This is a genomic window from Mangrovibacillus sp. Mu-81, from assembly GCF_036867415.1.
Classification (GTDB): domain Bacteria; phylum Bacillota; class Bacilli; order Bacillales; family Bacillaceae_B; genus Rossellomorea.
Map to the genome: position 1 here is coordinate 212,347 of NZ_JBAJHU010000002.1, position 24,961 is coordinate 237,307.

Annotated in this window: 24 protein-coding genes, 1 pseudogene and 3 riboswitches; of the genes and pseudogenes, 1 reads left to right on the forward strand and 24 read right to left on the reverse strand. The window is 45.3% G+C overall.

Translation table 11 applies throughout. The features are described 5' to 3' along the window. Nucleotides 1-87: 87 nt before the first annotated feature. The 5 genes from V6B33_RS04770 to V6B33_RS04790 form a co-directional block, all read right to left on the reverse strand. Nucleotides 88-1,383, reverse strand: a complete 1,296-nt coding sequence (locus V6B33_RS04770; RefSeq protein ID WP_334216604.1) for an O-acetylhomoserine aminocarboxypropyltransferase/cysteine synthase family protein — start codon at nucleotides 1,381-1,383, stop codon at nucleotides 88-90. Between the two features lie 240 nt (nucleotides 1,384-1,623). Then, nucleotides 1,624-1,747: riboswitch (SAM riboswitch) on the reverse strand. An 86-nt stretch (nucleotides 1,748-1,833) separates the two neighbouring features. Continuing rightward, nucleotides 1,834-2,970, reverse strand: a complete 1,137-nt coding sequence (locus V6B33_RS04775; protein ID WP_334216605.1) for a trans-sulfuration enzyme family protein — start codon at nucleotides 2,968-2,970, stop codon at nucleotides 1,834-1,836. A 415-nt stretch (nucleotides 2,971-3,385) separates the two neighbouring features. Beyond that, complete coding sequence (locus tag V6B33_RS04780) at nucleotides 3,386-3,766, reverse strand: DUF302 domain-containing protein (protein WP_334216606.1); 381 nt, start codon at nucleotides 3,764-3,766, stop codon at nucleotides 3,386-3,388. A 122-nt stretch (nucleotides 3,767-3,888) separates the two neighbouring features. Next, nucleotides 3,889-4,470 (reverse strand): peroxiredoxin family protein, encoded by a 582-nt coding sequence (locus tag V6B33_RS04785; protein WP_334216607.1) that lies wholly within the window; start codon nucleotides 4,468-4,470, stop codon nucleotides 3,889-3,891. Further along, complete coding sequence (locus V6B33_RS04790; RefSeq protein WP_334216608.1) at nucleotides 4,463-5,092, reverse strand: hypothetical protein; 630 nt, start codon at nucleotides 5,090-5,092, stop codon at nucleotides 4,463-4,465. Before V6B33_RS04790 ends, V6B33_RS04785 begins: the two co-directional genes overlap by 8 nt. A 223-nt stretch (nucleotides 5,093-5,315) precedes the next feature. After that, a riboswitch (cyclic di-GMP riboswitch) is annotated at nucleotides 5,316-5,409 on the forward strand. On the opposite strand from V6B33_RS04790, the gene V6B33_RS04795 reads away from it, so the two are divergent. Then, nucleotides 5,382-5,750: a hypothetical protein gene (locus V6B33_RS04795; RefSeq protein WP_334216609.1), complete on the forward strand. Its 369-nt coding sequence runs from the start codon at nucleotides 5,382-5,384 to the stop codon at nucleotides 5,748-5,750. (Overlaps the previous riboswitch by 28 nt.) 63 nt (nucleotides 5,751-5,813) lie before the next feature. On the opposite strand, the gene V6B33_RS04800 is transcribed toward V6B33_RS04795, so the two are convergent. From V6B33_RS04800 to V6B33_RS04885, 19 genes and pseudogenes are all read right to left on the reverse strand, one after another. Continuing rightward, the gene (locus V6B33_RS04800) at nucleotides 5,814-6,086 is read right to left on the reverse strand and encodes a hypothetical protein (protein ID WP_334216610.1); all 273 of its coding nucleotides are present in this window, start codon (nucleotides 6,084-6,086) and stop codon (nucleotides 5,814-5,816) included. Between the two features lie 141 nt (nucleotides 6,087-6,227). Beyond that, nucleotides 6,228-6,319, reverse strand: a riboswitch (cyclic di-GMP riboswitch). 291 nt (nucleotides 6,320-6,610) lie between these two features. Next, nucleotides 6,611-7,942 carry a murein hydrolase activator EnvC family protein gene (locus tag V6B33_RS04805; RefSeq protein WP_334216611.1) on the reverse strand — a complete coding sequence of 444 codons (1,332 nt, stop codon included), beginning with the start codon at nucleotides 7,940-7,942 and terminating at the stop codon, nucleotides 6,611-6,613. Nucleotides 7,943-7,982: 40 nt separating this feature from the next. Next, complete coding sequence (gene ftsX / locus V6B33_RS04810; protein ID WP_334216612.1) at nucleotides 7,983-8,867, reverse strand: permease-like cell division protein FtsX; 885 nt, start codon at nucleotides 8,865-8,867, stop codon at nucleotides 7,983-7,985. Then, nucleotides 8,857-9,543, reverse strand: coding sequence for a cell division ATP-binding protein FtsE (gene ftsE, locus V6B33_RS04815; RefSeq protein ID WP_334216613.1), 687 nt, complete (start codon nucleotides 9,541-9,543; stop codon nucleotides 8,857-8,859). Before ftsE ends, ftsX begins: the two co-directional genes overlap by 11 nt. A gap of 533 nt (nucleotides 9,544-10,076) precedes the next feature. After that, a complete protein-coding gene (gene cccB / locus V6B33_RS04820) occupies nucleotides 10,077-10,394 on the reverse strand; it encodes a cytochrome c551 (protein WP_334216614.1) in 318 nt (105 codons plus the stop codon). Nucleotides 10,395-10,474: 80 nt separating this feature from the next. Then, nucleotides 10,475-11,347 (reverse strand): YitT family protein, encoded by an 873-nt coding sequence (locus tag V6B33_RS04825; RefSeq protein ID WP_334216615.1) that lies wholly within the window; start codon nucleotides 11,345-11,347, stop codon nucleotides 10,475-10,477. 492 nt (nucleotides 11,348-11,839) lie between these two features. Further along, nucleotides 11,840-12,941 (reverse strand): peptide chain release factor 2 gene (gene prfB, locus V6B33_RS04830; RefSeq protein ID WP_334216616.1). Its coding sequence is split into 2 segments (ribosomal slippage): nucleotides 11,840-12,868 and nucleotides 12,870-12,941, totalling 1,101 coding nucleotides; the frame shifts between segments, so codons are not numbered across the junction. 330 nt (nucleotides 12,942-13,271) lie between these two features. Next, a complete protein-coding gene (gene secA, locus V6B33_RS04835) occupies nucleotides 13,272-15,782 on the reverse strand; it encodes a preprotein translocase subunit SecA (protein WP_334216617.1) in 2,511 nt (836 codons plus the stop codon). A 315-nt stretch (nucleotides 15,783-16,097) separates the two neighbouring features. Next, a complete protein-coding gene (locus V6B33_RS04840) occupies nucleotides 16,098-17,225 on the reverse strand; it encodes a YecA family protein (RefSeq protein ID WP_334216618.1) in 1,128 nt (375 codons plus the stop codon). Between the two features lie 46 nt (nucleotides 17,226-17,271). Beyond that, nucleotides 17,272-17,498, reverse strand: a pseudogene (locus V6B33_RS22040) (hypothetical protein). 88 nt (nucleotides 17,499-17,586) lie between these two features. Then, nucleotides 17,587-18,423 (reverse strand): DUF1028 domain-containing protein, encoded by an 837-nt coding sequence (locus V6B33_RS04845; RefSeq protein WP_334216619.1) that lies wholly within the window; start codon nucleotides 18,421-18,423, stop codon nucleotides 17,587-17,589. A gap of 15 nt (nucleotides 18,424-18,438) precedes the next feature. Further along, nucleotides 18,439-19,548 (reverse strand): aminopeptidase, encoded by a 1,110-nt coding sequence (locus V6B33_RS04850; protein WP_334216620.1) that lies wholly within the window; start codon nucleotides 19,546-19,548, stop codon nucleotides 18,439-18,441. A 115-nt stretch (nucleotides 19,549-19,663) separates the two neighbouring features. Beyond that, nucleotides 19,664-20,242, reverse strand: a complete 579-nt coding sequence (hpf, locus tag V6B33_RS04855; RefSeq protein ID WP_334216621.1) for a ribosome hibernation-promoting factor, HPF/YfiA family — start codon at nucleotides 20,240-20,242, stop codon at nucleotides 19,664-19,666. 284 nt (nucleotides 20,243-20,526) lie between these two features. Continuing rightward, nucleotides 20,527-21,087 carry a transposase gene (locus V6B33_RS04860; protein WP_334216622.1) on the reverse strand — a complete coding sequence of 187 codons (561 nt, stop codon included), beginning with the start codon at nucleotides 21,085-21,087 and terminating at the stop codon, nucleotides 20,527-20,529. A 275-nt stretch (nucleotides 21,088-21,362) separates the two neighbouring features. After that, on the reverse strand, nucleotides 21,363-22,127 hold the full coding sequence (locus tag V6B33_RS04865; protein WP_334216623.1) for an ABC transporter permease: 765 nt from the start codon (nucleotides 22,125-22,127) through the stop codon (nucleotides 21,363-21,365). Between the two features lie 89 nt (nucleotides 22,128-22,216). Further along, nucleotides 22,217-22,612, reverse strand: coding sequence for a hypothetical protein (locus tag V6B33_RS04870; protein WP_334216624.1), 396 nt, complete (start codon nucleotides 22,610-22,612; stop codon nucleotides 22,217-22,219). Between the two features lie 8 nt (nucleotides 22,613-22,620). Beyond that, entirely contained in the window at nucleotides 22,621-22,968 is a 348-nt protein-coding gene (locus V6B33_RS04875) for a flagellar protein FliT (protein WP_334216625.1), read from the reverse strand. Continuing rightward, nucleotides 22,968-23,372 carry a flagellar export chaperone FliS gene (gene fliS / locus V6B33_RS04880; RefSeq protein ID WP_334216626.1) on the reverse strand — a complete coding sequence of 135 codons (405 nt, stop codon included), beginning with the start codon at nucleotides 23,370-23,372 and terminating at the stop codon, nucleotides 22,968-22,970. The genes V6B33_RS04875 and fliS overlap by 1 nt, the downstream gene beginning before the upstream one ends. A 46-nt stretch (nucleotides 23,373-23,418) precedes the next feature. Then, nucleotides 23,419-24,951, reverse strand: a complete 1,533-nt coding sequence (locus tag V6B33_RS04885) for a flagellar hook-associated protein 2 (RefSeq protein WP_334216627.1) — start codon at nucleotides 24,949-24,951, stop codon at nucleotides 23,419-23,421. Nucleotides 24,952-24,961: the final 10 nt, after the last annotated feature.

Genomic DNA, 24,961 nt, shown 5'->3' on the forward strand with positions numbered 1-24,961 from the left:
TGGGGGGGAAGAGGGTCAGATTGAGCTGTCCGCCCCCCATTGTTCTATTTTTTATTTTCAAATGCGTGGCCATTGAAATCGCCCGGATTATACCGGTGATGCAGCCAGTGCCGCTTCGATCGCGTGATCCAGGTCTTCCAACAGGTCTTTAGCCGACTCCAATCCGACCGATAAGCGTACCAATTCTTCCGTAACACCGGTTGAACGCAGTTCCTGATCATTCAATTGCTGATGGGTTGTCGAAGCAGGATGGATGATGAGTGACTTTGCATCCCCCACGTTTGCCACATGTGACCAGAGGGTGATGTTGTCCACGACTTTGCGTCCGGAATCCCTTCCGCCTTTGATGCCGAAGACGACGATCGAGCCTGCTCCTTTTGGCAGATATTTTTGAGCCAGTGCATGTGACGGATGCTGTTCGAGACCTGGATAGGACACCCACGCCACACCGCTGTGCTGATTGAGGTGCTCAGCGATTTTCAATGCGTTTTCCGTGTGTCTTTCGATTCGCAGGTGCAGCGTTTCAAGCCCCTGCAGGAGCAGGAACGCGTTTTGCGGGCTTAAGCACGCCCCGAAGTCACGCAGCAGCTGGACCCTTAATTTTGTAATGAAAGCTGCTTCGCCGACATCGATTCCAAAGCGGATTCCATTGTAGCTTGGATCTTCTTCTACAAAGCCCGGGAATTTCTTGTTATTCCAGTCAAACTTGCCGCCGTCGACCACGAGTCCGCCGATCGCTGTACCGTGGCCGCCAATCCATTTCGTGGCGGAATGGATGACAATGTCCGCTCCCCATTCAATCGGCTTGGTGAGATACGGAGTGGCGAATGTGTTATCGATGATCAGTGGAATTTCGTTGTCATGCGCCACTTTCGCAACAGCTTCAATGTCAAGAACGTGAAGGCTCGGATTTCCGATCGTTTCGGCAAAAACAGCCTTCGTTTTCGGCGTGATCGCGTTCCGGAAGTTCTCCGGATCGGTCGGGTCGACGAAGTGCACCTTGATGCCGTACTTCGGAAGCGTCGTGGAGAAGAGGTTGTATGTTCCGCCGTATAGATTCGTAGCAGCGACGATTTCATCCCCTGCTCCAGCGATATTCAAGATGGACAACGAAATCGCAGCCATCCCGGAAGAAACACCGAGAGCGCCGATCCCGCCTTCCAGCAGGGCAATCCGCTTTTCAAGAACATCGACCGTCGGATTCATGATACGGGAGTAAATATTCCCCTCCTCTTCAAGACCGAATAATTTCGCAGCGTGTTCGCTGTTATCAAATACATATGAAGTCGTCTGGTAAATCGGCACCGCACGTGAACCTGTTGATGGATCGGGCTCCTGGCCCCCGTGAAGTAATACCGTTTCTACATCGAATGATTTTGTCATAATGAATTCCTCCTGGCAATTTGGTTTGTTGGTTTTCCATTGACTTTTTGCGTAGTAATGTTTTGAATGCTTGCAGATTGGCGGTTTCGGGTTTGGATTCATCAGACTTGCGAAATGGTGAGTAGTGAGTAGCGAGCTGCCTTCACCGACCCGGCAATCATTCTAGGAATTTTTTAAGAGAAGAGGAAAAATCAAAAACCCCCTTCCTAAGAAGAGGGTCTAATTTAATAGGCGGTCCTCCTCTTATCTTTCAGACAAATGTCTGCAGGAATTAGCACCTTTTCATGCAGTCGCAGAACTTCCTGCGAGCATGAAGGTTGCCGGGCTTCATCGGGCCTAGTCCCTCCGCCTCTCTGGATAAGAGCGATTAAGTTGTCAATAAGTAGTGCGTTGAAATGAATTATAAAGGCATCTTCACTCAACGTCAAGAGTGTTTTCTGATTTTTTTAATTATTTTATACATTTTGTGATTGCTTCGTTGAATTGGGTGACGATGTCCTCTGCGTCTTCGATTCCTAAAGATATTCGCACGACATATGTGTTTATGCCCAATTTTTCCTGTGCTTCTCTCGGCAGTGCCCGATGTGAAGTGCCGAGCGGATAGGAGACGGTCGTTTCCACTCCTGCAAGGGTCGGCACGATTTTGATCCAGCCGAGAGATTTGAAGAATGTACTGATATCGCATGATGCATCTAGCTCGATGGTCACGATCGCTCCGTTACCTTTTTCAGAAAGATCATGCGGGTAATATACATGTTTTACGTGTTGATTCGTTCTTAAGTTTTCACTGAGCTGGCCGGCGTTATGGGCCTGCGCACCCATGCGGAGGCCAAGTGTTTTTGCCCCTCTTGCAGTCAGCCATGCTTCAAATGGACTTAGATTGGAGCCCATGTTGACTACTTTTTCCCTTGCTTTTTTTACGAGGTCTTCTTTCCCGGTCACGACGCCTGCCGTGATGTCGCTGTGTCCACCGATATATTTGGTGGCACTGTGAGCAACGAGATCGACTCCTTCAAGATAAGGCTGTCGCAAGTATGGAGTAGCGAATGTGTTATCGATGATCGTTTTGAGCTGATGTTTTTCGGCAAGCTCCACCAACTGTGGGATGTCTTCCACCCTCATGAATGGATTGGTGACTGTTTCGCTGTAAAGCAGTTTAGTATGAGGTGTGATGGCGTGTTCAATTTCTTCACGGTTGGTGAAGTCGACGAAAGTTGTCGTGATTCCGAACCCCTTCAACTCTTCCTTCAGCATATGGAAGGTGCCTCCATACAGGTCCTCAGCTGCTACGATGTGGTCGCCGGATTTCACAACCGCAAGTACAGCAGCCAGAATCGCCGACAAGCCTGAAGATGTCGCAACCCCGGCAGACGCGCCTTCAAGTGCAGCTACCATCTGACCTAGTTCGTCCGTGTTCGGATTCCCCGTCCGCGTGTAGAGGTAAGGTGATTTTCCTTCATAGAAACCTTCAAGCTCTTCCAGTGATTGAAATGAAAAAGCGGAAGTCTGGTAGATCGGGGTCGTCTTGCTGCGGATATCCCCGGTTCCTTTTAACTGGCTATGTACGACTTTTGTTGTGAACTTCATGATTGTCATCCTTCCTCTTAGATCAATTGGCTTTAGAAGAGTGTATCATATTCAGAAGATTGTGAGGAAGAGAAATGTTTCGGTTGTCGGATTATTTTTTTGGAGGATGTGGTTGTAGGCTTGGAGATTTTTCGACAAGTTGCGCAATTATCTGGAATCCGGCGCAATAAATTCATATGCGGCTCAAATATTGTGGAAGGGGAGCAATTATCTAGTAACCAGAGCAATTATTGAAAAAGTGGCACAATTATCCTGTAAAGCAGCGCAATTCTTAATCTCAGCCGTACAATTTCACTGTTTAATTTCATGCCGAATACTTATTTATCCTAATCTTACAGAGAAAAATGATAGAATCATGTCAATTTCAAAACAAAAAACCTGCCGCAATTTCCACAGCAGGTTCCTCGCCCATCATCTACACTCGTTCCAAACAACCGATCAAGCGATTTTCAATATTGAGCGCGAGCGTTTTCAGTTCATCATGATCGACGAGCTCGATCAGTTTGCTTGGTTTGGCCATGCCCACTTTCGTCTTGCCGTTTTCTGTGTAGACGGTCACCTTACACGGCAGGAAGTAGCTAACCAGCATGCTCTGTTCGAGGACTTTTTTCGCTTCATGGGGATTGCACACTTCCAGAACGAGCACTTCTTCATCGAATTCCAGGCCTTTGTCTTTAAGTTTCCCGGCAAGATCCAGATTCCATAGAACACCAAAGCTTTCTTCTTTCAGAGCAGCCTCCACCTTCTCCGCTGCTTCCTTTACATTCATCGAAACTTCCTTTGTGTAATGAAACATCCAGTACTCCTCCTTCATTTTCTCTCACATCATAGTGTCTTCAACAATAATATTCCCATACTATTAATATACCTCGTGGAGTATCATTTAAACGTCAAGGGTGAGGGTCGGGCTTTCACGCCTCAGTCCATTCCTTCGACCATTTCATCCATCATGTCTTCGTTCATGGGACCGACGATTTTATGCCTGATTTGACCATTAGTGTCGATCATGTAGGTGGTCGGAATCGTGAAGGCGCGGTATTCTTCGCCGATTTCACCGTCTTCGTCCAGCGGGATTGGGAAGGTCAGTTCGTAGCCGTCAACGAATTCTTGGACGGCGTCTTTTCCTTCGTCCATGCTTGTCAGGTTCACCGCCAGGATTTCGACATTTTCTTTGTCTGCATTTTTTTCGTAGTATTTTTGCATATGCGGCATTTCCGCTTTACAAGGCGGGCACCATGTCGCCCAGAAGTTCAGGATCACTTTTTGACCTTCGTAATCGGAAAGCTTCACTTTTTCACCTGCCAGCGTCGTGAGTTCAAAGTCCGGTGCACTGTCGCCTTTTGCCAGACCTCTCCCGGCATTCGACAGGTCCATTGACTCCTCTGCAAGCTGTGCCGCTTCTTCCCTTTCTTTTTTTTCCTGCTGATCCTGGAAGACGTTCACTAGGAAGATTCCGATCAGGAGAGCCACGACGGCCAATGCGAAATTACGTTTATTCACTGGTGTTTCCTCCCTGTACTATGATATTGCGCCCGCGGAGTAAAAATAGCAGGACGATGGCTAAAATGATGTACGTCAGTAGTGTCATATCTATTTGGAATCCTCCGAAGGAATTCATCAGAAATTGGATCATTGTAAAAATTGTGAGAAGCTGGATCGACCATACGTTTTTTCCTTCAGTGCCCAATTTTTTCAGCAAAAAGAGAAGCAGGACACTGTTAAAAATCAGTTGTAAGCTACCTGCAATGTAAGCCCCGTGCAGAAGATCGAACACACCTTCATAGACAAGGGCGGTCATGATCCAAGCAGTCAATACATGATATGGATTTTCTTTTTTAATCAAAGTATATACCAAGGCCGCCACGATTCCCATCCAATACCCTGCGGCTCCGCCATGAAAATAGAGAATTGTGATCGGATGCTTGATCACGGTGCCAAAGTCAACGACGATGACACTCAATTTCCAGGTCAGTATAAAGATGAAAATGGAGTTCGAATACCAGTCGCCTGCTTTCTTATTCCAGAAAAAGAGAAACAAGAACGTGATGAGGAAGGCGGATGTGATTGCTGCCCACGAGCCTGGAAATGTGAAGGCGCCGATGTTATACCATTGGTTGTTCATTGTGATTCCCCCGTTTTATTAACATGGGTTTTCTCTCATTTATAAAACTTCACGATACCCTGTTATGTATTTCAGTATGCCCCTTTTCATTGAACCAATCAAGCACAATGACTCGCACACATAATCAGGCATATAGAACTACTACTTTCTCTTTATTTACGGTTAACAGTATAACGGGACTGGCCGATAATAATGATAAGGTGGATTCTTTTTGACAGGGTTCTGTTGAAAAAGGCAAACTTCCTGAAAGGGGAGGACGCAAAGCTTCGGGTCTAAGGCGGATGGTAGAGTGACGCTAGGATGGCCGGGCCGCCAACAAAAGGATAAAGGGGAAATCGGGATGACATTTGAAGAGCTCCAAACGATTAAACGTCATATAAGCCGTTTGAATGCGTTGCTTGAATTGCGGGGAGATGAACCAAAATATGCAGGAGAATATATCCAGCTTATTCGTTCTTTCTTGCGCATTCAGCCTAAAGAGGCATACTTGCCCATGATGGAAGTGATGACGGTGATCAAATATCAAAAGCCTGCTATCTTTCAATTATTAAAGCACCGCGGTCAACGGGATCAACATTTTGAGTTTCTCACAAACATTACAATGGATATCCGGACAGCTGAAAAGAATCTCGAACAGTGGCTTTCCAAGTCCGCATGACGTTTGATACCCACATGACCACAAAAAAACCGGCTGTCAATATAAGCAGACATCCGGTTTTTGTTATATGATGGCTCTTTTGTCTGAATCAGCTTTCTGTGAACCTCTTAACGCTTCTAAAATAAGGAGCAGATAGAATCCAGTGTTGCCGCCTCTCCGATCGATCAGCTTGATATCGTCCACGATTCGCTTCACTTCTTCATAGCCAATCCTGCTCAATACCATGTCGCTTAATTCCTCTGCCGAATAGGAGTCGTACTTTTTTAAAGAGGAACGATTTCTCCTGCAAAAACTTCTTAACTGCCTTCTGACATCAGATTCATTTGCTTGCTCCATCTTCAAGTCTCCTTTCCTGAATCACTCGTAATCAATGACTTTGAGTCAAATCTAATCCAATAAAACAGCCCGCCAAAAAGAATGGCGGGCTATAAATGAAGCTGACAATTTTCGACAACGTTCATTTAAGTTCCAATCCTTTTCGGTAACCCGGCGGTCATAGTTTTTTCATAAAAAACGTTAGATCCGTGGCTTTGCGTCCTAATCTTTCAATTAGTTTGCCATTATCGAAGGTTGTTATATAGTTCAAATGATATAGTTCGTTTGACTCCACTAATACTATAGTACCAATTACAAATATGAATGAAAAGTGTTTTTTAGCTAAAAATCTTTCTTTTTCGACATTTGTCTTCATTATACATTATTACGTATGTTTTGTAAGGAGCAGGAAGTATTCTTTTATGAATATTCTTGATAGGCATAGAACTTTAACAAATTCATAAGTGACTTCAACTTATTACTCTTTTATCCAAAAAAATCCTGCCATAAACGTATGGCAGGATTTTTATATGACTACTATTCTATTAGAAGTTGATATAACGACGCGGATTTACAGAGTTTGATTTCGATGCATTCCAAGAACCTGCGTGAAGTTCGAAGTGTAAATGCTGACCGAATGAATACCCTGTGTTCCCCATGTATCCGATACGCTGACCCTTGTCTACAGGCGTTCCAGTACCCACTAATGAAGAAGACATATGGGCATAGACTGTAGTGAAGGTTTTACCATTGATTGAGTGTGTGATGTACACAACGTTTCCGTAGCTTGAGCTGTAGTGGCTCTTGATGACATAGCCATCTGCCGCTGCAACGATCGGTACGCTTCCACCTGCCGCAATATCTGTTCCATAGTGATAACGAGATTCACCGTTTAGCACATCCCAACCGTATTCGGTCGTGATTGAACCTGATGCAGGTCTTGTCCAAGTTCCTGAACTTACCGGTGTGGTCACTGCAGCAGATGCTGATGCAGAACCGCCGCTGCTTGAAGCGGATGCTTGTTTTGCAGCCGCCGCCGCAGCTTCAGCCTGTCTCTTCTTCTCAAGTTCACGCTGACGTGCAAGTTCTGCTAAGCGTGCTTGCTCAGCCTGGATTTCTCCGCCGATTTGCTGTTCCATTTTCGCCAATTCACTTGATTCTTTTTCAAGATTCACTTTTTCTTTTTCAAGGGAAGCCTGCTGTTTTTCAAGCTGCTTGAACAATTCAGCTTTTTGAGCTTTTTCACTGTTCAGGTCTTTCTTCAGTGTTTCCAGACTTGCTTTATCATTTTCCAACTGTGCCAGTTTGCTTTCTACTTCTTCTTTCTTTTTCTCTAACTTTTCCTGGTCTCTCTTTTGTTCATCCATGATCTTTTTATCTGCACTGACGATCGTATTGACTGCAGTCATCCGGTTGATGAAATCACCGAAGCTGTCCGCACCAAGAAGCACGTCAAGATAGTTTGCTGAGCCGCCTTTTTCCTGAATCGCACGAGCACGTTCTTTTAAAAGTTCATTACGCTCTTTGATCTTGTCTTCCAGTTCTTTGATTTCCACTTTAAGCTTCTCGATTTCAGCTGTTGTTTGTTCAATTTCTTTTGCTTTTTCTGCTATTTTGCTTTCTGTGTCTCTTATCTTTGCATCAAATTCTGCAATCTTCGCTTTAATATCCTGCTGTTTATTGATGTTGGCATTGATTTCTGATTTTTTCTCATTGATCTCACCGTTGATTTGATCTTTCTTAGAGGATACCTCATCCTGTTTCTTCTTCAGATCGTCTACTGAGGAGTGAGCGCTAGCTGGATTCGCTAACGTTGGCAAACTCCCGATTGTTAATGCTGCTGCGATTGCTATTGACATAAAATACTTCTTGTTCAAGCGGCATGCTCCTTTCAGCTTCTATCAACCTATCAATTTTTTATACTCTTAAGAATTTACGTACAGACATGAAGCTTCCCCAAGCCCCGATCAAGCATCCCATTAATAGGATCAAACCGTTTACCTGATAGATAAATGGGGTAAAGTCCAGCATCTGGATAAAATGGTTTTGAAGTTTTGGTTTTATAAATCCATAAGCATAGTAATAACCAGTTGTAACAAGAGCGATCGGGATAATAGAACCTAAAACACCGAGCCATAGTCCTTCCAGGACGAACGGCCAACGTACAAACCAGTTGGTTGCACCCACGAGTTTCATTATCTCGATTTCCCTTCTTCTAGCGACAATTGTTATCTTAATCGTATTGGAGATAAGGAACATTGCCGTGAACAATAGTCCGATGATCAGGACCAGTCCGACGTTTCGACTCATTTCCAGGATATTGAATAACTTTTCAATCTTCGCTTCACCGTACATTGCTTCGTTGACATGTTCATACTTGTTGATTTGTCCAGCAATTTTTCCGGTATCACGGGGATCTTTCGCTTTTACAATAAATACATCATATAATGGGTTATCCTGCTCAAATAATCTGAAATCGTCACCGAGATCCTTTACAAGGTTCTGGAGTTCTTCTTCTTTGGAAGAATAATCGACGGATTCGACTCCATTTATCTTCTCTATCTTATCTCCAACGGCTTTAGCTTCTTCCTGCTTCGTGCCGATTTCCATCAGTACGCGGATTTCGACATCTTTCTCTATATCGGTTGCAACCTTGTTCATGTTTAGCATCAGAACGATGAAAACACCAACAAGTAATAATGTGACGGTTACTGCACTGACTGATGCGAATGTCATCCAGCCGTTACGGCCGATGCTCTTGAAACTTTCCCTAACGTGACGGGCATACGTCCTAGCCTTCATAACCGTAATCACCTCGCTGTTCGTCCCGGACAATCCGGCCATTCTCGATGGCGATTACCCGATGCTTGATTGTATTTACGATTTCCCGGTTATGTGTAGCCATGATCACTGTGGTGCCGCGGTTTGCGATTTCCTCAAGGATGTTCATGATATCCCAAGATGTTTCGGGATCCAGATTCCCTGTAGGCTCGTCCGCAATCACCAGCTTCGGTGTATTGACGATTGAACGTGCAATCGACACACGCTGCTGCTCCCCGCCTGATAATTCATTCGGAAGCATCCTTGCTTTATGCTTAAGTCCCACCAGTTCCAATACATCCATGACTCTCTTCTTGATCTGCTTCGGATGCTCTTCGATTACTTCGAGTGCAAACGCAACATTTTCATAGATCGTCAGGGAAGGAAGCAGTTTGAAATCCTGGAAGACCACTCCTATATTCCTGCGTAAATGAGGTACTCTGCTAGTCTTTATCTTTGCCAGATTTATACCATTCACGATGATATCACCTTTGGAAGGTTTCACTTCGCGGTACATCATCTTGATGAATGTAGTCTTTCCGGCGCCACTTGGACCCACGACATAAACAAACTCGCCTTGCTTAATGTGGACGTTAAACCCATTTGCAGCCATAACACCATTGTTATACTGCTTATAGACGTCTTTCATTTCTATCATTATTTAATCACCTAATTTGTAGTATGTAGTTCCCCTCTTGGCTGTTTCAACTATGAGTGTGACTAAAATTCTGCCGCCTCTGCCAAATTAGACATAAATTGGTGAAATTGCTCGAATTTCGCTCACGAAAATATTATAACATCACTTCTTACGATGTTAAGGAAAAAAATTATTACAGTTTCATTGCAAAAACTCAGATTTTGAGAAATATTTACCTTTTTTATTGACAAAAATACCTAAAATTCGAGTTTTAACTAGTTATTTTTAACTATTAACAGGTACTAACAACAAGTGCAAAAGGTATATGGGTCTTCACTTTAAAACCTTTACTTGAAGGAGTCCGCTGCTCTCTTTTAAGAAATTGAAACGATTAATTTGTTTGTCATATAGATTTAAAGAAGGGGATGAAATTTGTGTGGATATTTGAGAGGAATAATCATAATTGGGTGGTTGATTACAGGTAGATTAACAGTGGGGGTTCATTTTCAAATAAAAAAGAAGAATCCTGCCACCAGGATTCTTCTAATTCACTCTTATTTTTTATTCGCCAGCCATTCAGCAACTGCTTCTGCTTCCTCGCCTTTTACAAGACCTTTTGGCATTTGACCTTTACCATTTTCGAGGACTTCAAGAATCTGATCTTTGTCTAAACGGGATCCAACGTCTTTAAGTGCCGGTCCCATGCCGCCTTCAAGGTTGCCGCCGTGACAGCTGGTACATTTGTTATTAACAATCTTCTCTGCATCAACGCCGCCTGAGCTCGTTTCCTTGCTGTCTCCGCCATCGTCTCCGCCGCAGGCTGCAAGTACTAATGAAGTTCCTAAAAGAATACCTAAAAGCATTTTCTTCATGTTTTCTCCTCCTAGGAAAAAATTTAAGAGCAAGATATGACTGTGGTGAAATCTTTCTCCTATAGATAATTATACCAAGCTTATACCCGTTTGAAACCTTCGCCCAACACCTCTGAAGCGTCCATTGTGACGACAAATGCAGATGCATCAATGCTTTTAACCAGTTGTTTCAGTTTTGTGAATTCGGTCTGATCGACGACGACCATCAGGATCGGACGCTCGTCATCGGTGAAACCGCCGTATGCAGATAGTTTTGTCACACCGCGGTCAATTTTATTCAGAATTCCTTCACGAATCTCTTCCTGGCGGTTGGTAATAATGAGTGCCATCTTGGACCGGCTGACCCCGACCTGCACAAGGTCGATCGTTTTACTCGTTACGTACAGCCCGATGAGTGCATACAACCCCCGTTCAATATCAAAGACGATGGCTGCTGACAGCACGATCATCCCGTCAATCATCGCCACGCATGTCCCAAGAGAAAAACCTGTGAACTTATTGACAATCTGCGCGGCAAGGTCCGTACCGCCCGTGGAGGCTTTACCGCGGAATACGATACCCAATCCGATCCCTACTCCGATTCCCCCGAACAAGGCTCCAAGCAGCGGGTCCTCCGTCCACGGCTCCCAATCTTCGGTCAAAAAAACTACCAACGGCAGAAAAATCGTCCCGATTGCTGTTTTCACACCAAATTGCAGACCCAGGAAAATGAGTCCCGCAATGAATAAGGGAATGTTAAATGCCCACTGAACAAATGCAGGCTTCCAATCAAACAGACCCTTTAATATAGTAGAAATCCCGCTTACTCCCCCCGAGGCAACCTCATTCGGAAGTAAAAACACATTGAACGCTATCGCCACAAATGCTGAACCGATCACCACAAACAAATACTCCAAAAACTTCTCTTTCCGGGGATTAAATGACTGATCCCGACGTCTTTGCTTCAAACCCATTTCCGTACGACTCCTTCTGCGATGTATTGATAGTATGAGTACAAGTTGTGCAAATCATCCATTCTCTGCACACAGGTGTGTGTATGACAAGTGTGCATTCGCACGTTAATTAGATGAGGAATGGAACTTGGCTCTTACTGATATTTTTTAGTTAGTTATTGATCTTGTGATGCCATTCCGGGGCTTTTCAGTGCTCCCGGCATGCTCTGTTATAACCTTTGAGAGTATAGCATGGGTGTTGAAAGGTGTAAATGACAGTTCAGTGACGTGGTGAAGTGTTAGAGAGGTGGGGTGGTGGGTGGTGGATGGCGGGGTGCCTGGCTCAGTTGAGGTGGTTTGAGCCTGGCTCAGATTACCGGATTTGAGCCAGGCTCGTTTACTTTGATCTGTGCCTGGTACAAATCAGGGTGTTTATGCCTGGCACCACTAAAACATGAAGGTACACTAATAAAAAAGCTGAACCTCCCGACGTGGAAGGTTCAGCTTTTTAAATTACTTTATTTTAGAACGAAGGTACGCATTGATGAACGGGTCGATATCGCCGTCCATTACGCCCTGTACGTTGCCTGATTCTGTGTTGGTTCTGTGGTCCTTGACCATGGAGTAAGGGTGGAAGACGTAGGAACGGATCTGGCTTCCCCATCCGATTTCTTTTTGCTCGCCGCGGATTTCGGCCATTTCCTGTTCCTGTTCTTCGATCCGCCTTTGATAGAGTTTGGCTTTCAGCATTTTCATGGCAGATTCACGGTTCTTGATCTGAGAACGCTCTGACTGGCAAGTTACGACGACGTTCGTCGGAATATGTGTGATCCGGACAGCGGAGTCAGTCGTATTGATGTGCTGACCACCAGCGCCGCTTGCACGGTACGTATCGATTTTAAGGTCTTCTGTGCGGATTTCGATTTCAATTTCTTCATTGAATTCCGGCATCACTTCGCATGATACGAATGAAGTATGACGGCGGCCGGAAGAGTCAAACGGTGAAATACGGACAAGGCGGTGAACACCTTTTTCCGCTTTCAAATAGCCGTATGCGTTGTGACCTTTGATCGCAAGTGTGACACTTTTAATTCCCGCTTCGTCCCCGGGAAGATAATCGAGCGTCTCGACTTTGAATCCTTTTTTCTCACCCCAGCGAGTGTACATTCGGAGCAGCATAGAACCCCAGTCCTGGGACTCGGTTCCGCCTGCACCCGGGTGGAGTTCAAGGATTGCATTGTTTTTGTCGTACTCTTCGCTGAGTAAAAGCTGAAGTTCATAGTCGTTCAGGCGCTTCATCAGGTCATCAAGCTCTTGTTCAAGATCCTGCTGGAGGTCCTCGTCCGGCTCTTCTTTTACAAGTTCGAGCGTCAATTCCAGGTTCTCCTGGGTTTCAAGCATTGCTTTGTAATCATTTACAAGGCTTTTAAGTCCGTTTCCTTCATTAATAAGTCCCTGTGCTTTTTGCTGGTCATCCCAGAAATCGGGCTGAACCATGAGTTCATCAAGTTCCTGAATCCGTGCCTCTTTGTTTTCTAAGTCAAAGAGACCCCCTGAAGTCCGCTAAAGTTTTAGCTGATTTTTCCAACTCTGATCTGATTTCTGCTAGTTCCATGATTGGTCACCTCTGTAGTTATTTGGGTTGTTATTTTATTTTTATTGTAGAGTGGTGAATTTGGTTTGTACCTGGTACGTTTTGGATTTGTTGTACCTGGTACAAAATGCATTAATTGTACCTGGTACACGCCATGCTGATTTTGAGTCTGGATCAGATTCCAAAGTCTGTGCAAGGCACAATCCACTCGATTTGTGCCTTGCACCGAGACGGGTTTTTGTTCCAGGCACCAAAACCTCAGCATCAGCCTTCGCAAACCGCTCCCCCACTAAAAACGGAAAAGTACCTGGTACTGTATGAAGTACCAGGTATCATCTTCCGGTCAAGCTTTTATCCGATTCTGCCGTGGCAGTGTTTGTATTTTTTGCCGCTGCCGCATGGGCAGGGGTCGTTGCGTCCGACGTCTTCTTGTTTGCGGACCGGTTTTTTCTTGGCTTTACCGCCTTCTTCTTTCGGGTTGACGGCTTGGCCTTTGGCTACTTCCTGGCGCTGAAGGTTGCTTCTGATTTCGGCTTTCATGACGTATTTGGCTGCGTCTTCTTCGATGGCCAAAATCATGCTTTCGAACATGCCGAAGCCTTCATGCTGATATTCGCGAAGCGGGTCGTTCTGTCCGTATGCACGCAGGTGGATACCTTGACGGAGCTGTTCCATCGCATCGATGTGGTCGATCCATTTCGTATCGACGGCGCGAAGGAGAATGACCTTCTCGAATTCACGCATTTGTTCAGCGCTCATCTCTTCTTCTTTTTCATCATAGCGATGTTTCACGTCTTCATAGATCAGATCGGTGATTTCATCTGCTTCTTTGCCTCTAAGGTCGTCAACCGTGATATCCCCTTCAGGAAGAAGATTCGCGTTCACGTAATCGACCAGACCTTGAAGATTCCAGCTGTCGATTTCCTCATCGGCTGTATGAGCGGCAACCTGGCGTTCGATGACGGATTTGATCATGCCCTCCACGATTTCGCGAAGGTTCTCTGATTCAATGACATCATAACGCTGCTTGTAAATGATTTCGCGCTGCTGACGAAGGACATCGTCATATTGAAGAAGCTGCTTACGGGCGTCGAAGTTGTTTCCTTCCACTCGTTTCTGCGCAGATTCAACGGCACGGCTGACCATTTTACTTTGAATCGGCTGTGTGTCATCCATTCCGAGTCGGGACATCATCGCCTTCATATTGTCTGAACCGAAACGGCGCATCAATTCATCTTCCATTGAAAGGTAGAATTGCGTCACACCAGGGTCCCCTTGACGTCCGGAACGTCCGCGGAGCTGGTTATCGATACGGCGTGATTCATGGCGCTCGGTACCGATGACGGCAAGACCGCCGAGATCCAGTACGCCTTCACCAAGCTTGATGTCCGTACCACGGCCGGCCATATTCGTCGCGATCGTCACGGCGCCTCTTTGGCCCGCTTCTAAAATGATTTCGGCTTCACGGCCATGGTTTTTCGCGTTCAATACGTTATGGCGCACGCCTTTTTTCGTTAAAAGTGTCGAAATCAATTCTGACGTTTCAACCGCCACCGTCCCGACAAGGACCGGTTGTCCTTTTTCATAACGTTCCTTGATATCCTCGACGACGGCCAGGAATTTCCCTTCCATCGAAGCATAGATCAAATCGGCACGGTCATCACGGACGATCGGTTTGTTCGTCGGGATGACGATGACGCTCATGTTGTAGATGTTGCGGAATTCCTCTTCTTCCGTCTTCGCCGTACCGGTCATCCCGGATAGCTTTTCGTACATACGGAAGTAGTTCTGGAATGTGATCGTGGCCATCGTCATGCTTTCGTTCTGGATTTCGAGTCCCTCTTTCGCCTCGATGGACTGGTGAAGACCGTCACTGTAGCGGCGGCCTTTCATCAGGCGGCCGGTGAAGGAGTCAACGATGACGATTTCGCCTTCCTGTACCACGTAATCTACGTCGCGGTGCATACTCACGTGAGCTTTCAGCGCCTGGTTGATATGGTGGTTAAGGGTTACATGTGAGATATCGAAGAGGTTATCGATATGGAAGGCCTTCTCCACTTTTGTGATACCTTCTTCCGTCAATTGAACCCCTTTTGTTTTTTCATCATATGTGAAGTCTTCGTCTTTTTTCAGGGTACGGACGGCCGCATTCGCCTGGATATAAAGCTGCGGCGTACGTTGTGCGTTACCGGAAATGATCAATGGGGTACGTGCTTCATCAATTAAAATTGAGTCAACTTCATCGATCACGGCGAAATGAAGCGGGCGCTGCACCATCTGGTCTTTGTACAGAACCATGTTGTCACGAAGATAATCGAATCCGAATTCGTTGTTCGTTCCATATGTGATATCCGCTTGATATGCTTCACGCTTTTCATCTTTCGACATCGAGTTAAGGTTCAGACCGACTGTCAGACCAAGGAAATTGTAAAGCTGCCCCATTTCCTCAGCATCACGGCTGGCAAGGTATTCATTGACCGTTACGACGTGAACGCCTTTGCCGGTGATCGCATTAAGATAAACCGGCATCGTTGACGTCAGGGTTTTACCTTCACCGGTTTTCATTTCGGAAATGTTCCCGCCGTGAAGGGATGCTCCCCCCATCAGCTGGACGCGGTACGGATATTGACCTAAAACACGGCGAGCCGATTCCCGCACAACCGCAAACGCTTCGACCATCATATCCTCCAGGTCCTCGCCTTTTTGATAGCGCTCTTTAAATCGCTCCGTTCTCTCACGGATTTCATCATCCGTCAGACGCTCCATCTCCGGAGCCATTTCTTCTATTTGATCGGCTATTTTCTCTAGCCTCTTCAATTCCCGTTTATTAGCATCGAACACTTTGTTTAAAATCCCAAGCATGTATAACGCTCCTTTATCTGTATAAGTAAGAGCCAAACAACACTTACCACTATAACGAAAGTAAATGAGAATTCGATGAGAAAACCTTAGCTTCCATTTCCCGCTGAATCATCTCTACTACACATTCGCTAAAAGCCCTATAAATCCTGCTACTAAATACATTACATCCCTATTAATTCTACCACTATCCCACCCCTCTTACAACTTAAGGCAGTGGGGAGTGCTTTCACGAATTACCTGGCGCATTTGGTATGCAAAATAAATATGGCCCTCCCCCCATTGCATAGACAATGGGGGGAGGGCCATAAATTATGTTTATTTAGTTAGCAGTTCGCAGACTGTGTCCCCATAGCTTTCCCAGATCTGTTTACTTCTTCTGGAGATGCTGTTGGCGGATACGTCGAAGTATTCGGCCAGTTCTCTTTGGACATGGCGGATGCTGATTTCGTCGATGTTTTTGGCCATGTCGACGAGTGCACCTGAATAGATTTTCGGGTTGCGGATCGTCGGGCGTTCTGTGTAGAAGTATTTTTCCAGTACTGCCACGAGCAGATCGCTTTCATCCTTGTCTTCGCCTTTTTCTTTTAAAAACGTTTGCAGAGACGTGATGGCTTCCATGTATTCAGGAGTCTTCCAGATTTCCACTCCTTCGATCGTGTCAGCCTGCTCACTTGAATCTTCAGAAGTTACTGCCGCTTCGATTTCCGTCCCAATTGCATCGACAGCTGCCTTCTTACCGGATTTTTTCTTTTCCGCACTGTATAAAACAAACCCGACATCGGCAAGCATCATATATTGATCAGCCAAATACTCCTGCAGGTTCTGAAATTCTCCCTGTTCAAACCGGATCTTTACCAATTCCATCGCTGCTTTTTCGATCGATGGGTAGATGAAGTACTGGGCGAATGGCAGGTACTTGTCACCGTTCGGCAGCAGCAGTGCCAGGAAGAAGCTCTTCTCTTCCAGCTTCCCGAAACTCTCTTTTACGACTAATTTTTCACCGGTCATGATTTCCTCTACATGAAGGGTGCTGTCATCCACTTTTTCGACTGTACCAGCTGTTACACGCAAGTTTCTCCAAGATTCCAACACGGCAGCCGTCTGCGGCCGGGTCACCGTATGTACCGTCTTATCGATGAAGCGGTCGATCAATCGCACACCGTCTGCAGCTTTCTGCGTCGAACCGAACCAGCTGACGAACGCCATCTCATAAATATCCGGATCTGCTTTCATCAAATCCATCTTCTTCAGGTATTCATGATAGGCTTCTTCCATCTTCGGATCCTGCGCCGTAGCGATGAAATCATACAGCTGCGCCTGCAGCACATCCAGTTCCTGGTTCACCAGCGTATCTATATTCACAATGTTCTCTTTTTCACAGCATTTCTTATATTTCTTACCGCTCCCGCAAGGACACGGTTCATTTCTTCCGACTGTACTCATGGTTGTTCTTACCTCCGAATTCTTGAGTCCCGTTCACAAATGTTCATTATATAACATTTTGGTGATTGGTTAAACCGTTTTGGGGTTTGTAAAAACAACCAGCGGAAATGGAATAGCCTTTTACTACATAACGCACCTTGAATGCCGCTTTTGATTTCCGTGCAAGACTTCGCTTTCCGCGGGCGGTTGGTGACCTCCTCGTCGCATGCGCTCCTGTGGGGTCTCACCTAACTCGCTTTTCCCGCAGGAGTCTTCGTCTTGCACTACAATCAAAAGCTGGTGACGGTTATTACTATTTTCACATCCCATATAAAAGAGCCATTTTCAAATCTCTTCCCCTTGAAAATGGCTCTCTATCATTCTATCTTCCCTGCTTCTTCATATAATCCAGCACATCCAGATCAATATAATTTTCATCCTGCTCGCGCATTTCGAAGTTTTCGGTGTGGAGGTAGTCTCTGAGTGCCTGGTGAAGTGACTTTTTATCATTCGTGTATCCAAGACGGCTCAATTCTTTCTCCAGGTCATCACTGATCTCGCCTTCTACTAATACGACTCTTCCAGGGGCTGATTCTTTAAAATAAAGCTGGTGCATCAAATAGATTCTCTTCAACTCTTTGATGGGTGAAGGATGGTCGTCAACCCGCAGGTCGATGTAGCGGTCATTGAAGCCTCCGTAGCCACCGTTTTCTTTTACCACCAGAAGGGCGGCTGACTGCATGCCGCGGGAGTCGCCTCCTGCTTCCTGGCCGGCATCAAGTGCGTGGAGCAGGCGTTCTGCCAGACTTCCATTTGCAGATTCAAAGGTTTCCGCCATGGCTTTGACCGTATGTTCATCTACTAAAATATTCCCCTGTGCAGCAAAATGCATTCCAGTGGCACCGCCTGCCCAGTCATAACACCCTTCTCCGGTAAACGTGGCGGCGTGGCCCCAGGCATCGATCAATCCGACCTGTCTGAGATGGCGCTCTGGATCATCTTTCGTGATGATATCCAAAGCTTCTTCTGCCATCTTGCCTTCTTCCATCAGTTGGAGTGCCTGCGGTCCGTAAGCGGTATTGGCATAAGACTGGGTTGCCACCGCACCGACTCCCGCTTTTGCAAACGGCACGACCGAACCGACTCCAAGAAACTTAGATTGAACTGCGATTCCCCATTCCTTCTCTTCAGGGTCATATCCGACAATGGAATATGTCATGGTGATGTCCTCCTTTTAAGTAAGAGCGTTAGGATTCAACCCTTTCAGCTCTTCTATTACAAATAACCCATCCTTGCGAATCAAAACATCGTCAAAGTATATTTCTCCTCCGCCGTACTCAGGCCTCTGGATGCAGACCATATCCCAGTGGACACTGGAACGGTTTCCGTTATCCGCCCCTTCATATGCCTGCCCTGGAGTGAAATGGAAGCTGCCGCTTATTTTTTCATCAAACAAAATATCCAGCATTGGCTCCTTGATCTTCGGGTTCACGCCTATCGCGAACTCCCCGATAAAACGTGCACCTTCATCGGTATCGAGAATCTCATTGAGTTCCTTCGTTTTATCGGCAGCCGCCTTCACGATCTTCCCGTTTTCAAACGTCAAGGAAATGCTGTCAAACGAAAATCCGCGGTACAGCGTCGGGGTGTTGTACGTAATCGTCCCATTCACGCTATCCTTGACCGGTGCCGTATACACTTCCCCGTCCGGAATATTTCTCTCTCCGAAACACATCACTGCAGGAATGTCTTTTATGGAAAAAGTAAGATCCGTCCCTTCACCGGTGATCCGCACTTTATCGGTGCGGTCCATCAACTCTTTGAGCGGCTTCTGTGCTTCCTCCATCTGTTTGTAATCGACGGTGCACACTTCCAATAGATAATCAAAGAATGTGTCGTAGCTCATCTTGGCTTTTTGGGCGAGAGATGGATTTGGATAGTTTAATAGAACCCACTTCTTCTTTTCTACCAGGTAATCATTTGATTCTTTTACGAGAGGCATGAGAAGCTGCCACTGCTCGCCGGGTACCTCACTCATCTCCGCGTCGTTCGGGTCGCTCGAGATACTGATGAACGCATCTAAATCCCGATATCTCTCCATATTCCATTTATTCTGAAGGATCATTTGCTCGGCATTTGCATGTGTGGCGATAACACGCATCAATTCCTGATCACCAAATTCGAAATACGGAATGACACCCAAATCATACGCTTTTCTTATCAGCTCTTTTACCAGCGGCTTTGTGGTATATTCACCTGTAATCAGGAGTTTTTCTCCTTCTTTCATTTTCAATGAATGTGTAAGCAGCACTTCTGCCAATTTCCCTAATCGCGGATCTCTCAATCTGGTTCCCCCTCTTTAATGTCTACTCTGAAAATTCGACAAAAATTGGAAAAATCCTTCCCTTAATTGGAAAAATCCTGCAGCCCGGAAGACTGCAGGATCTATAATTATTTAATCAGTTCGTTTCAATCAAGCCGTATTTTCCGTCACGACGCTTGTACACAATGTTTGTCGCATTGGTTTCTGCATCCGTGAATACGAAAAAGCTGTGGCCCAGCAGATCCATCTGAAGGATCGCTTCCTCACTGTCCATCGGTTTCAGATTGAACTGTTTGGTACGCACTACTTCTGATTCGTTTTCTTCTTCTACTTCAACAGCAGCTGCACCGTTCGGAGAAACGTGGTTCAAATCCTCCTGGGCGGCGAAGAACTCTTTCGGACTGCCTTTTTCACGCATTTTTCGGTTCACTCTTGTTTTATGCTTGCGAATTTGGCGTTCCAATTTATCTAGTATCAGATCAATGGCCGCATACATATCCGTGTGTCGTTCCTCTGCTCGAAGGACCAGGTGCGGCATTGGAATAGTCACTTCAACTTTAGTATTTTTATCAGGGTACACTTTCAGATTAACATGTACATTTGCGTCAGGAGTTTCATTAAAGTAACGATCTAACTTGCCAATCTTTTTCTCCACGTGTTCGCGAATCGCTGGAGTTACCTCAATGTTCTCGCCTCGAATGTTGTAATTCAACATGTAAACTCCTCCTTTTAAAAATAAAGCTATGTTTATATATTTCTCTATTCCCTTAAATATTCCTGCTTAAACTTTCGAAATTTTTTGTCATTTTAGGGAGTTTTTTGTCGGAGGAGTTTATAGGGTGTCAAGAGTGTCGGGGTTTAAGGGATTGTGTGTGATTCAGTTGGTGATTTATGACACAAATTCAGCTGGTGATATTTGAGAGATATTAACCAACTGAATATTATAATTCATTCACCTGATGAAAATATGTCTTAATTCACCAGGTGAATAAAAATATCTTAATAATGTTCCGCTCGATTATCAAATTGATGGAGTTTGGTTTCTGTATAAAATTTATAGTGAGTTTTTGAGTTATTCACACAAGCAAGGATCCTGTCCTGATTAACATGGATATTGTTGCGATTTGTTATGAAGCTCCGGTAACTGGACCACTGGTAACTTTCTGGTTCATTTCCAATGCCGGCTCTAACCGGATTCAGGTGGATGTAGCAGCTCGTGTCAATCAATTGTTTATTGTTTTTTATCAGAGTTGACCGGTAAGGTCCTTCAAACAAATGACCTTGAAATCCGTTCTTCTTGTTAAAATACCTTGCGTAACGGTAATGGATTTGATGAATGATTTTACCAGGGGGATCGTTTTCCGTTTGGAGTAAAAGATGGATGTGATTCGTCATGAGGCAATAGGAGTGGAGTATAAAGGGGTACTTTTGCTTTGCATCCTCTAAATAGTTCAAGTACATTAATCTGTCACCTTTGTTCCTGAAAATATTATATTTACGATTCCCCCGTGCCGTAATATGATACGTGAATCCAGGGGACCATTCTCTTTTCTTGTACATGACAACACCCTTTCAATTGGTATGTTTACATTATTCGACAAAATTACGGAATTTCCTGCTTTGCAACTCTATTCCTATATCACCTGCTTCCGGCTGTTCAGCAGGTGAATAAATCAAATTATTCACCTGTTGAATTCCTCACTTTATTCACCAGGTGATTGCCCCTCCCCGCCGGATCCCCATAATACGAACACATAACTACCAAACTACCATTATCTTTGTAAAAAAAGGTGCCAGGCTCAAAGTCGAGGCTTTGAGCCTGACACCACCAATACCTACACTTCCACATCTCTCTTACTAAAAACATACACCGATGCCAAACAGAAGACCGCCAGATAGATTACATTCACGATTACGGAAAATCCAAATGTCATTCCTTCAAAAGGGGGTGTGGCGAAGAAGTACTGCTGCAGGTCGGTATTTGCCAGCAGAAAGTATTTTCCCCATTCCTGGCCGCGTTCGCTGAGGAGGATCATCATTGTATTGGATGTAAAGGTGAGAAAGATCGTGAGTCCGATGGCAAACGCGCTGCTTCTTGTGAGGACTGAGAGTGTAAATGCCAGCGAGCAGATGAGGATCATTTCGATGAACCTCAACACGTAAGCCCCGGCGACTACAAAGAAATTGACTGAAAAATCGAAGAAACTATCATAAAACCAAATAATGCCGAGCAGAGACGAAAAGAGAAAATGAGCAGTTGTCAATAGAAGCGCCCATACAAGGACTGTTACATACTTGGACAGTAGGATGGCCTTTCTTTTAATCGGGCGGATCAGAAGCAGCTTGATCGTGCCTCCTGAAAATTCATTCGATACGATGTCCCCTGCAATGATCAGGCAAAAAATTTGGATCACGAGTAATAGATTCGAGCTGATCCTCATAAATTCCCAGAATGAAAATTGGACGCCGTCAAAGAGGATATACACAAAGAAGGATGACACTATGTTAATGAACAGGATAATCCCGAGTGACATCCAAGTCCGGGTGAGCGATGCTTGTTTAATGGTTTCGTTGGTGACGAGGTTGATCAAGGTTTGCATGTTTATCATCTCACTAGTAATTATTCGTTACCTAATCATAGCATGAAAATTTCCCTAAAAAAAAAAGCCCCGAAACCGGGGGCTCTTCCTTAATGATTCAATAGTGGTTTCATGACTTGGTCTATTTCCAATTTCCAGGCAGAGAATGCAGGTGAAAGCTTGCCTTTCACGATTTCCTCTTTCATGTTGCTTTCCTGGAAGTGACCGTTCAGCTCCATTGCCTGATCGATGACCGTCTCGAACTTTTCCAATACAATGATGAACTCAGGACGATCCCTGAACATATCCTTGAAAACCTTGTTGCTCTCGGAAACCTGCCCCAATGCCTCGAACACATCCGACAGCACCCGGCCGCCTTCTGTCTTTTCGATGTCTGCGAAGCTCGCTGTGACATAATCCAGTGCCTCTTCGATCGTCTCAAGCATATCAATATACTGCTGAATCAGTTCATATTGTCTTTCGTCGATCTTTACTGCGTTTGTCAAAGAATCACCTATTTCTTTTTATCGTAGAACATACCGTCGTGCTGCATGTTTTCATATGGATTTGTATACTTTTGAGCCGATGTTTTCTTCTTTGTCAGCCCGTTCATATCACGCTTGATTTCTGTCCGGAGAAGGATGAGTTTGCGGTCAATCTCCTGATTCCAGGCCATCATTTGCTTGCCAAGCACCTGCTCGTCTTCCGTAAAAGGAGGCTGGATACTGCCAAGAAGACTTTGTCTTTCCTTCAACAGATTATCAATCTTTTCAATGACATAATCGCGATTGCCGGCCGCCACCTCATCAACTGCCTCTTTCAGATGTTTGGTGATGGAGTGGCAAAGCATGACCGTGCTCATTATGCCTGCCCGCCTTGACCGGCATGCTGTTTTTGACGGTTGAGCTGGATGACCTGTTTCCATGTGTCGCGGAACTCTGTGATCATCCCTTCAATTTCTTCTAAAATAGCCCCGTCGTTTTTAACATTTGCTTCTGTTAAACGGCGGTTGATGTAATCATAGAGTGACATGAGTTTCTGGGAGATTTCCAGGTCTGTATTGAGCGTGACCATCAGTTCGCTGACGATGGCCTGAGCTTTTTGAATGTTGGTATTCTTCATTTCAATATTTTTATCTTCAATGGCTTTTTTGGCGATATGAATAAACTTCAGGCTTCCGTTATAAAGCATAAGCGTTAGTTCACCGGGCGACGCAGTGGTCACCGAGTTGTTCTGATATGCTGCATACGGGTTGTTGATGGCCATATTGACACTCCTTTTGTACTGCCTTTTGTACTGCTTTTATCAAAAATCACATGCCCCCGCCGAATTGCTGCATAAGGTACATGGATTGCTGATTGGACCGCTGAATCGCTTGCTCCATGGCAGTGAACTGACGCCAGTAGCGGTCCTCGACTTGAATCATGCGGTCCTCGAACCGGTCGATCTGATTGTCCATATTGTTCAACAGGCGTCCCAATGAGAAAGTATTATTCGTGCTTGAGGTTTTCCCTGCCTTCTTCTCGACACTGTCCATCGTATCTTTCAAAGTGTCACGCAGACGGCGGGCGATTCCCTGTTCACCGGATGTCGCACCGTCTTTCGCGAAAATTTCATAGATGGCGTTCGGATCCTTCGAAATCGCTTCCCGGAGCTTGGCTTCATCGATGATCAATTTCCCTCTTTCCAGATAGTTGCTGGAGGTCTTGATCCCGATTTGAGATAACTGGTCCGTTCCCGATGTCCCGCCGGATACCGGTGTGTAAAGGTCCACCCTCATCTTATTCATAGCAGAGGAAAGAACCGAATCGTTGCGAAGAGTCCCGCTGCGTGCCTTCTCTTCCCAAAGTTCAATTTCCTTCTCTTCCATCGCCTCTTTTTGTTCAGCCGTCAAAGGCTTGAAATCCCGGTAATTCTTTTCGTTGAGTTCCCCGTTTACCTTTTCAATCAATTTATTGTATTCGTCTACGAATTTGACGATTTTTTCAAGGATTTTGTCAGTGTCAGGCTGTGAACTGAACGACACATTGGTATTCGAAGCATTTTTCAGCGTCAATTCGAACCCGTTGATGGTAAATGTATTGGACGCGCGTTCCGTTTGCATTCCGTTATAGGTAAAAACAGCGTTCTCACCAACGGAACCTCTTCCTGCAGTTGAAGCTGCGTCATTATCTCCATCAAGTTTCAAATGTGTGCTGAACAACGTGCCTTGAAGTTCAATCTCTGCTCCCGTATCGTTGCTTCCTGTGTTCTGACTCATCACAGACATCTGTTTCGTATGTGAATCATAGAACATGGTGACACCGGTCTGGTCGTTTATTTTCGAAATGAGACTCTCCAGGCTTTCTTCTGCCGGGTCAAACTTTATTTCCGTGAAATCAGCTGCCATCGTACCGTCTTCCTGAATGGCCCTGACCTTGATCGATTGTTCGCCGGTCAAACCGAAAGACTCACTCAGTTTCTTCTTCGGGTTAAACGCGCTGCCGTCAGACTGAGTAATCGCCGCTGAGCTATACATCGTTGCCGCAGTGGCTAATGATTCCACCTTAATCGTCCCGGAAAAATCACCGGTAGCATTTATATTCTTCACCGAAACTTCATTCGGGTCCGAAATCGAGACAGATTTCTGTGTATATGTACCTTGCTTCATGACGCCATCGAAAATCAAATTACTGAAATCAAACATCATTTTATTCATATCCCGGTAATCATCACGCTGCCACTCGAGATACTGCTTCTTCTGCTCTATTTTATCAAGGGGAATACGCTCCGCTTTCATTAAATCCTTTATGATCTGATCGGTGTCCATACCACTGGCAAGCCCGCCAATTCGCATATCTGCCATCAGGAATCAC

Bases quoted from the DNA above. Each gene is read 5' to 3' on its own strand.
- V6B33_RS04770 (WP_334216604.1), bottom strand. From the start codon at position 1,383: ATGACAAAATCATTCGATGTAGAAACGGTATTACTTCACGGGGGCCAG.
- V6B33_RS04775 (WP_334216605.1), bottom strand. From the start codon at position 2,970: ATGAAGTTCACAACAAAAGTCGTACATAGCCAGTTAAAAGGAACCGGG.
- V6B33_RS04780 (WP_334216606.1), bottom strand. From the start codon at position 3,766: ATGTTTCATTACACAAAGGAAGTTTCGATGAATGTAAAGGAAGCAGCG.
- V6B33_RS04790 (WP_334216608.1), bottom strand. From the start codon at position 5,092: ATGAACAACCAATGGTATAACATCGGCGCCTTCACATTTCCAGGCTCG.
- V6B33_RS04800 (WP_334216610.1), bottom strand. From the start codon at position 6,086: ATGGAGCAAGCAAATGAATCTGATGTCAGAAGGCAGTTAAGAAGTTTT.
- ftsX (WP_334216612.1), bottom strand. From the start codon at position 8,867: ATGAAGGCTAGGACGTATGCCCGTCACGTTAGGGAAAGTTTCAAGAGC.
- ftsE (WP_334216613.1), bottom strand. From the start codon at position 9,543: ATGATAGAAATGAAAGACGTCTATAAGCAGTATAACAATGGTGTTATG.
- cccB (WP_334216614.1), bottom strand. From the start codon at position 10,394: ATGAAGAAAATGCTTTTAGGTATTCTTTTAGGAACTTCATTAGTACTT.
- V6B33_RS04825 (WP_334216615.1), bottom strand. From the start codon at position 11,347: ATGGGTTTGAAGCAAAGACGTCGGGATCAGTCATTTAATCCCCGGAAA.
- secA (WP_334216617.1), bottom strand. From the start codon at position 15,782: ATGCTTGGGATTTTAAACAAAGTGTTCGATGCTAATAAACGGGAATTG.
- V6B33_RS04840 (WP_334216618.1), bottom strand. From the start codon at position 17,225: ATGAGTACAGTCGGAAGAAATGAACCGTGTCCTTGCGGGAGCGGTAAG.
- V6B33_RS04845 (WP_334216619.1), bottom strand. From the start codon at position 18,423: ATGACATATTCCATTGTCGGATATGACCCTGAAGAGAAGGAATGGGGA.
- hpf (WP_334216621.1), bottom strand. From the start codon at position 20,242: ATGTTGAATTACAACATTCGAGGCGAGAACATTGAGGTAACTCCAGCG.
- V6B33_RS04860 (WP_334216622.1), bottom strand. From the start codon at position 21,087: ATGTACAAGAAAAGAGAATGGTCCCCTGGATTCACGTATCATATTACG.
- V6B33_RS04865 (WP_334216623.1), bottom strand. From the start codon at position 22,127: ATGCAAACCTTGATCAACCTCGTCACCAACGAAACCATTAAACAAGCA.
- V6B33_RS04875 (WP_334216625.1), bottom strand. From the start codon at position 22,968: ATGAGCACGGTCATGCTTTGCCACTCCATCACCAAACATCTGAAAGAG.
- fliS (WP_334216626.1), bottom strand. From the start codon at position 23,372: ATGGCCATCAACAACCCGTATGCAGCATATCAGAACAACTCGGTGACC.
- V6B33_RS04885 (WP_334216627.1), bottom strand. From the start codon at position 24,951: ATGGCAGATATGCGAATTGGCGGGCTTGCCAGTGGTATGGACACCGAT.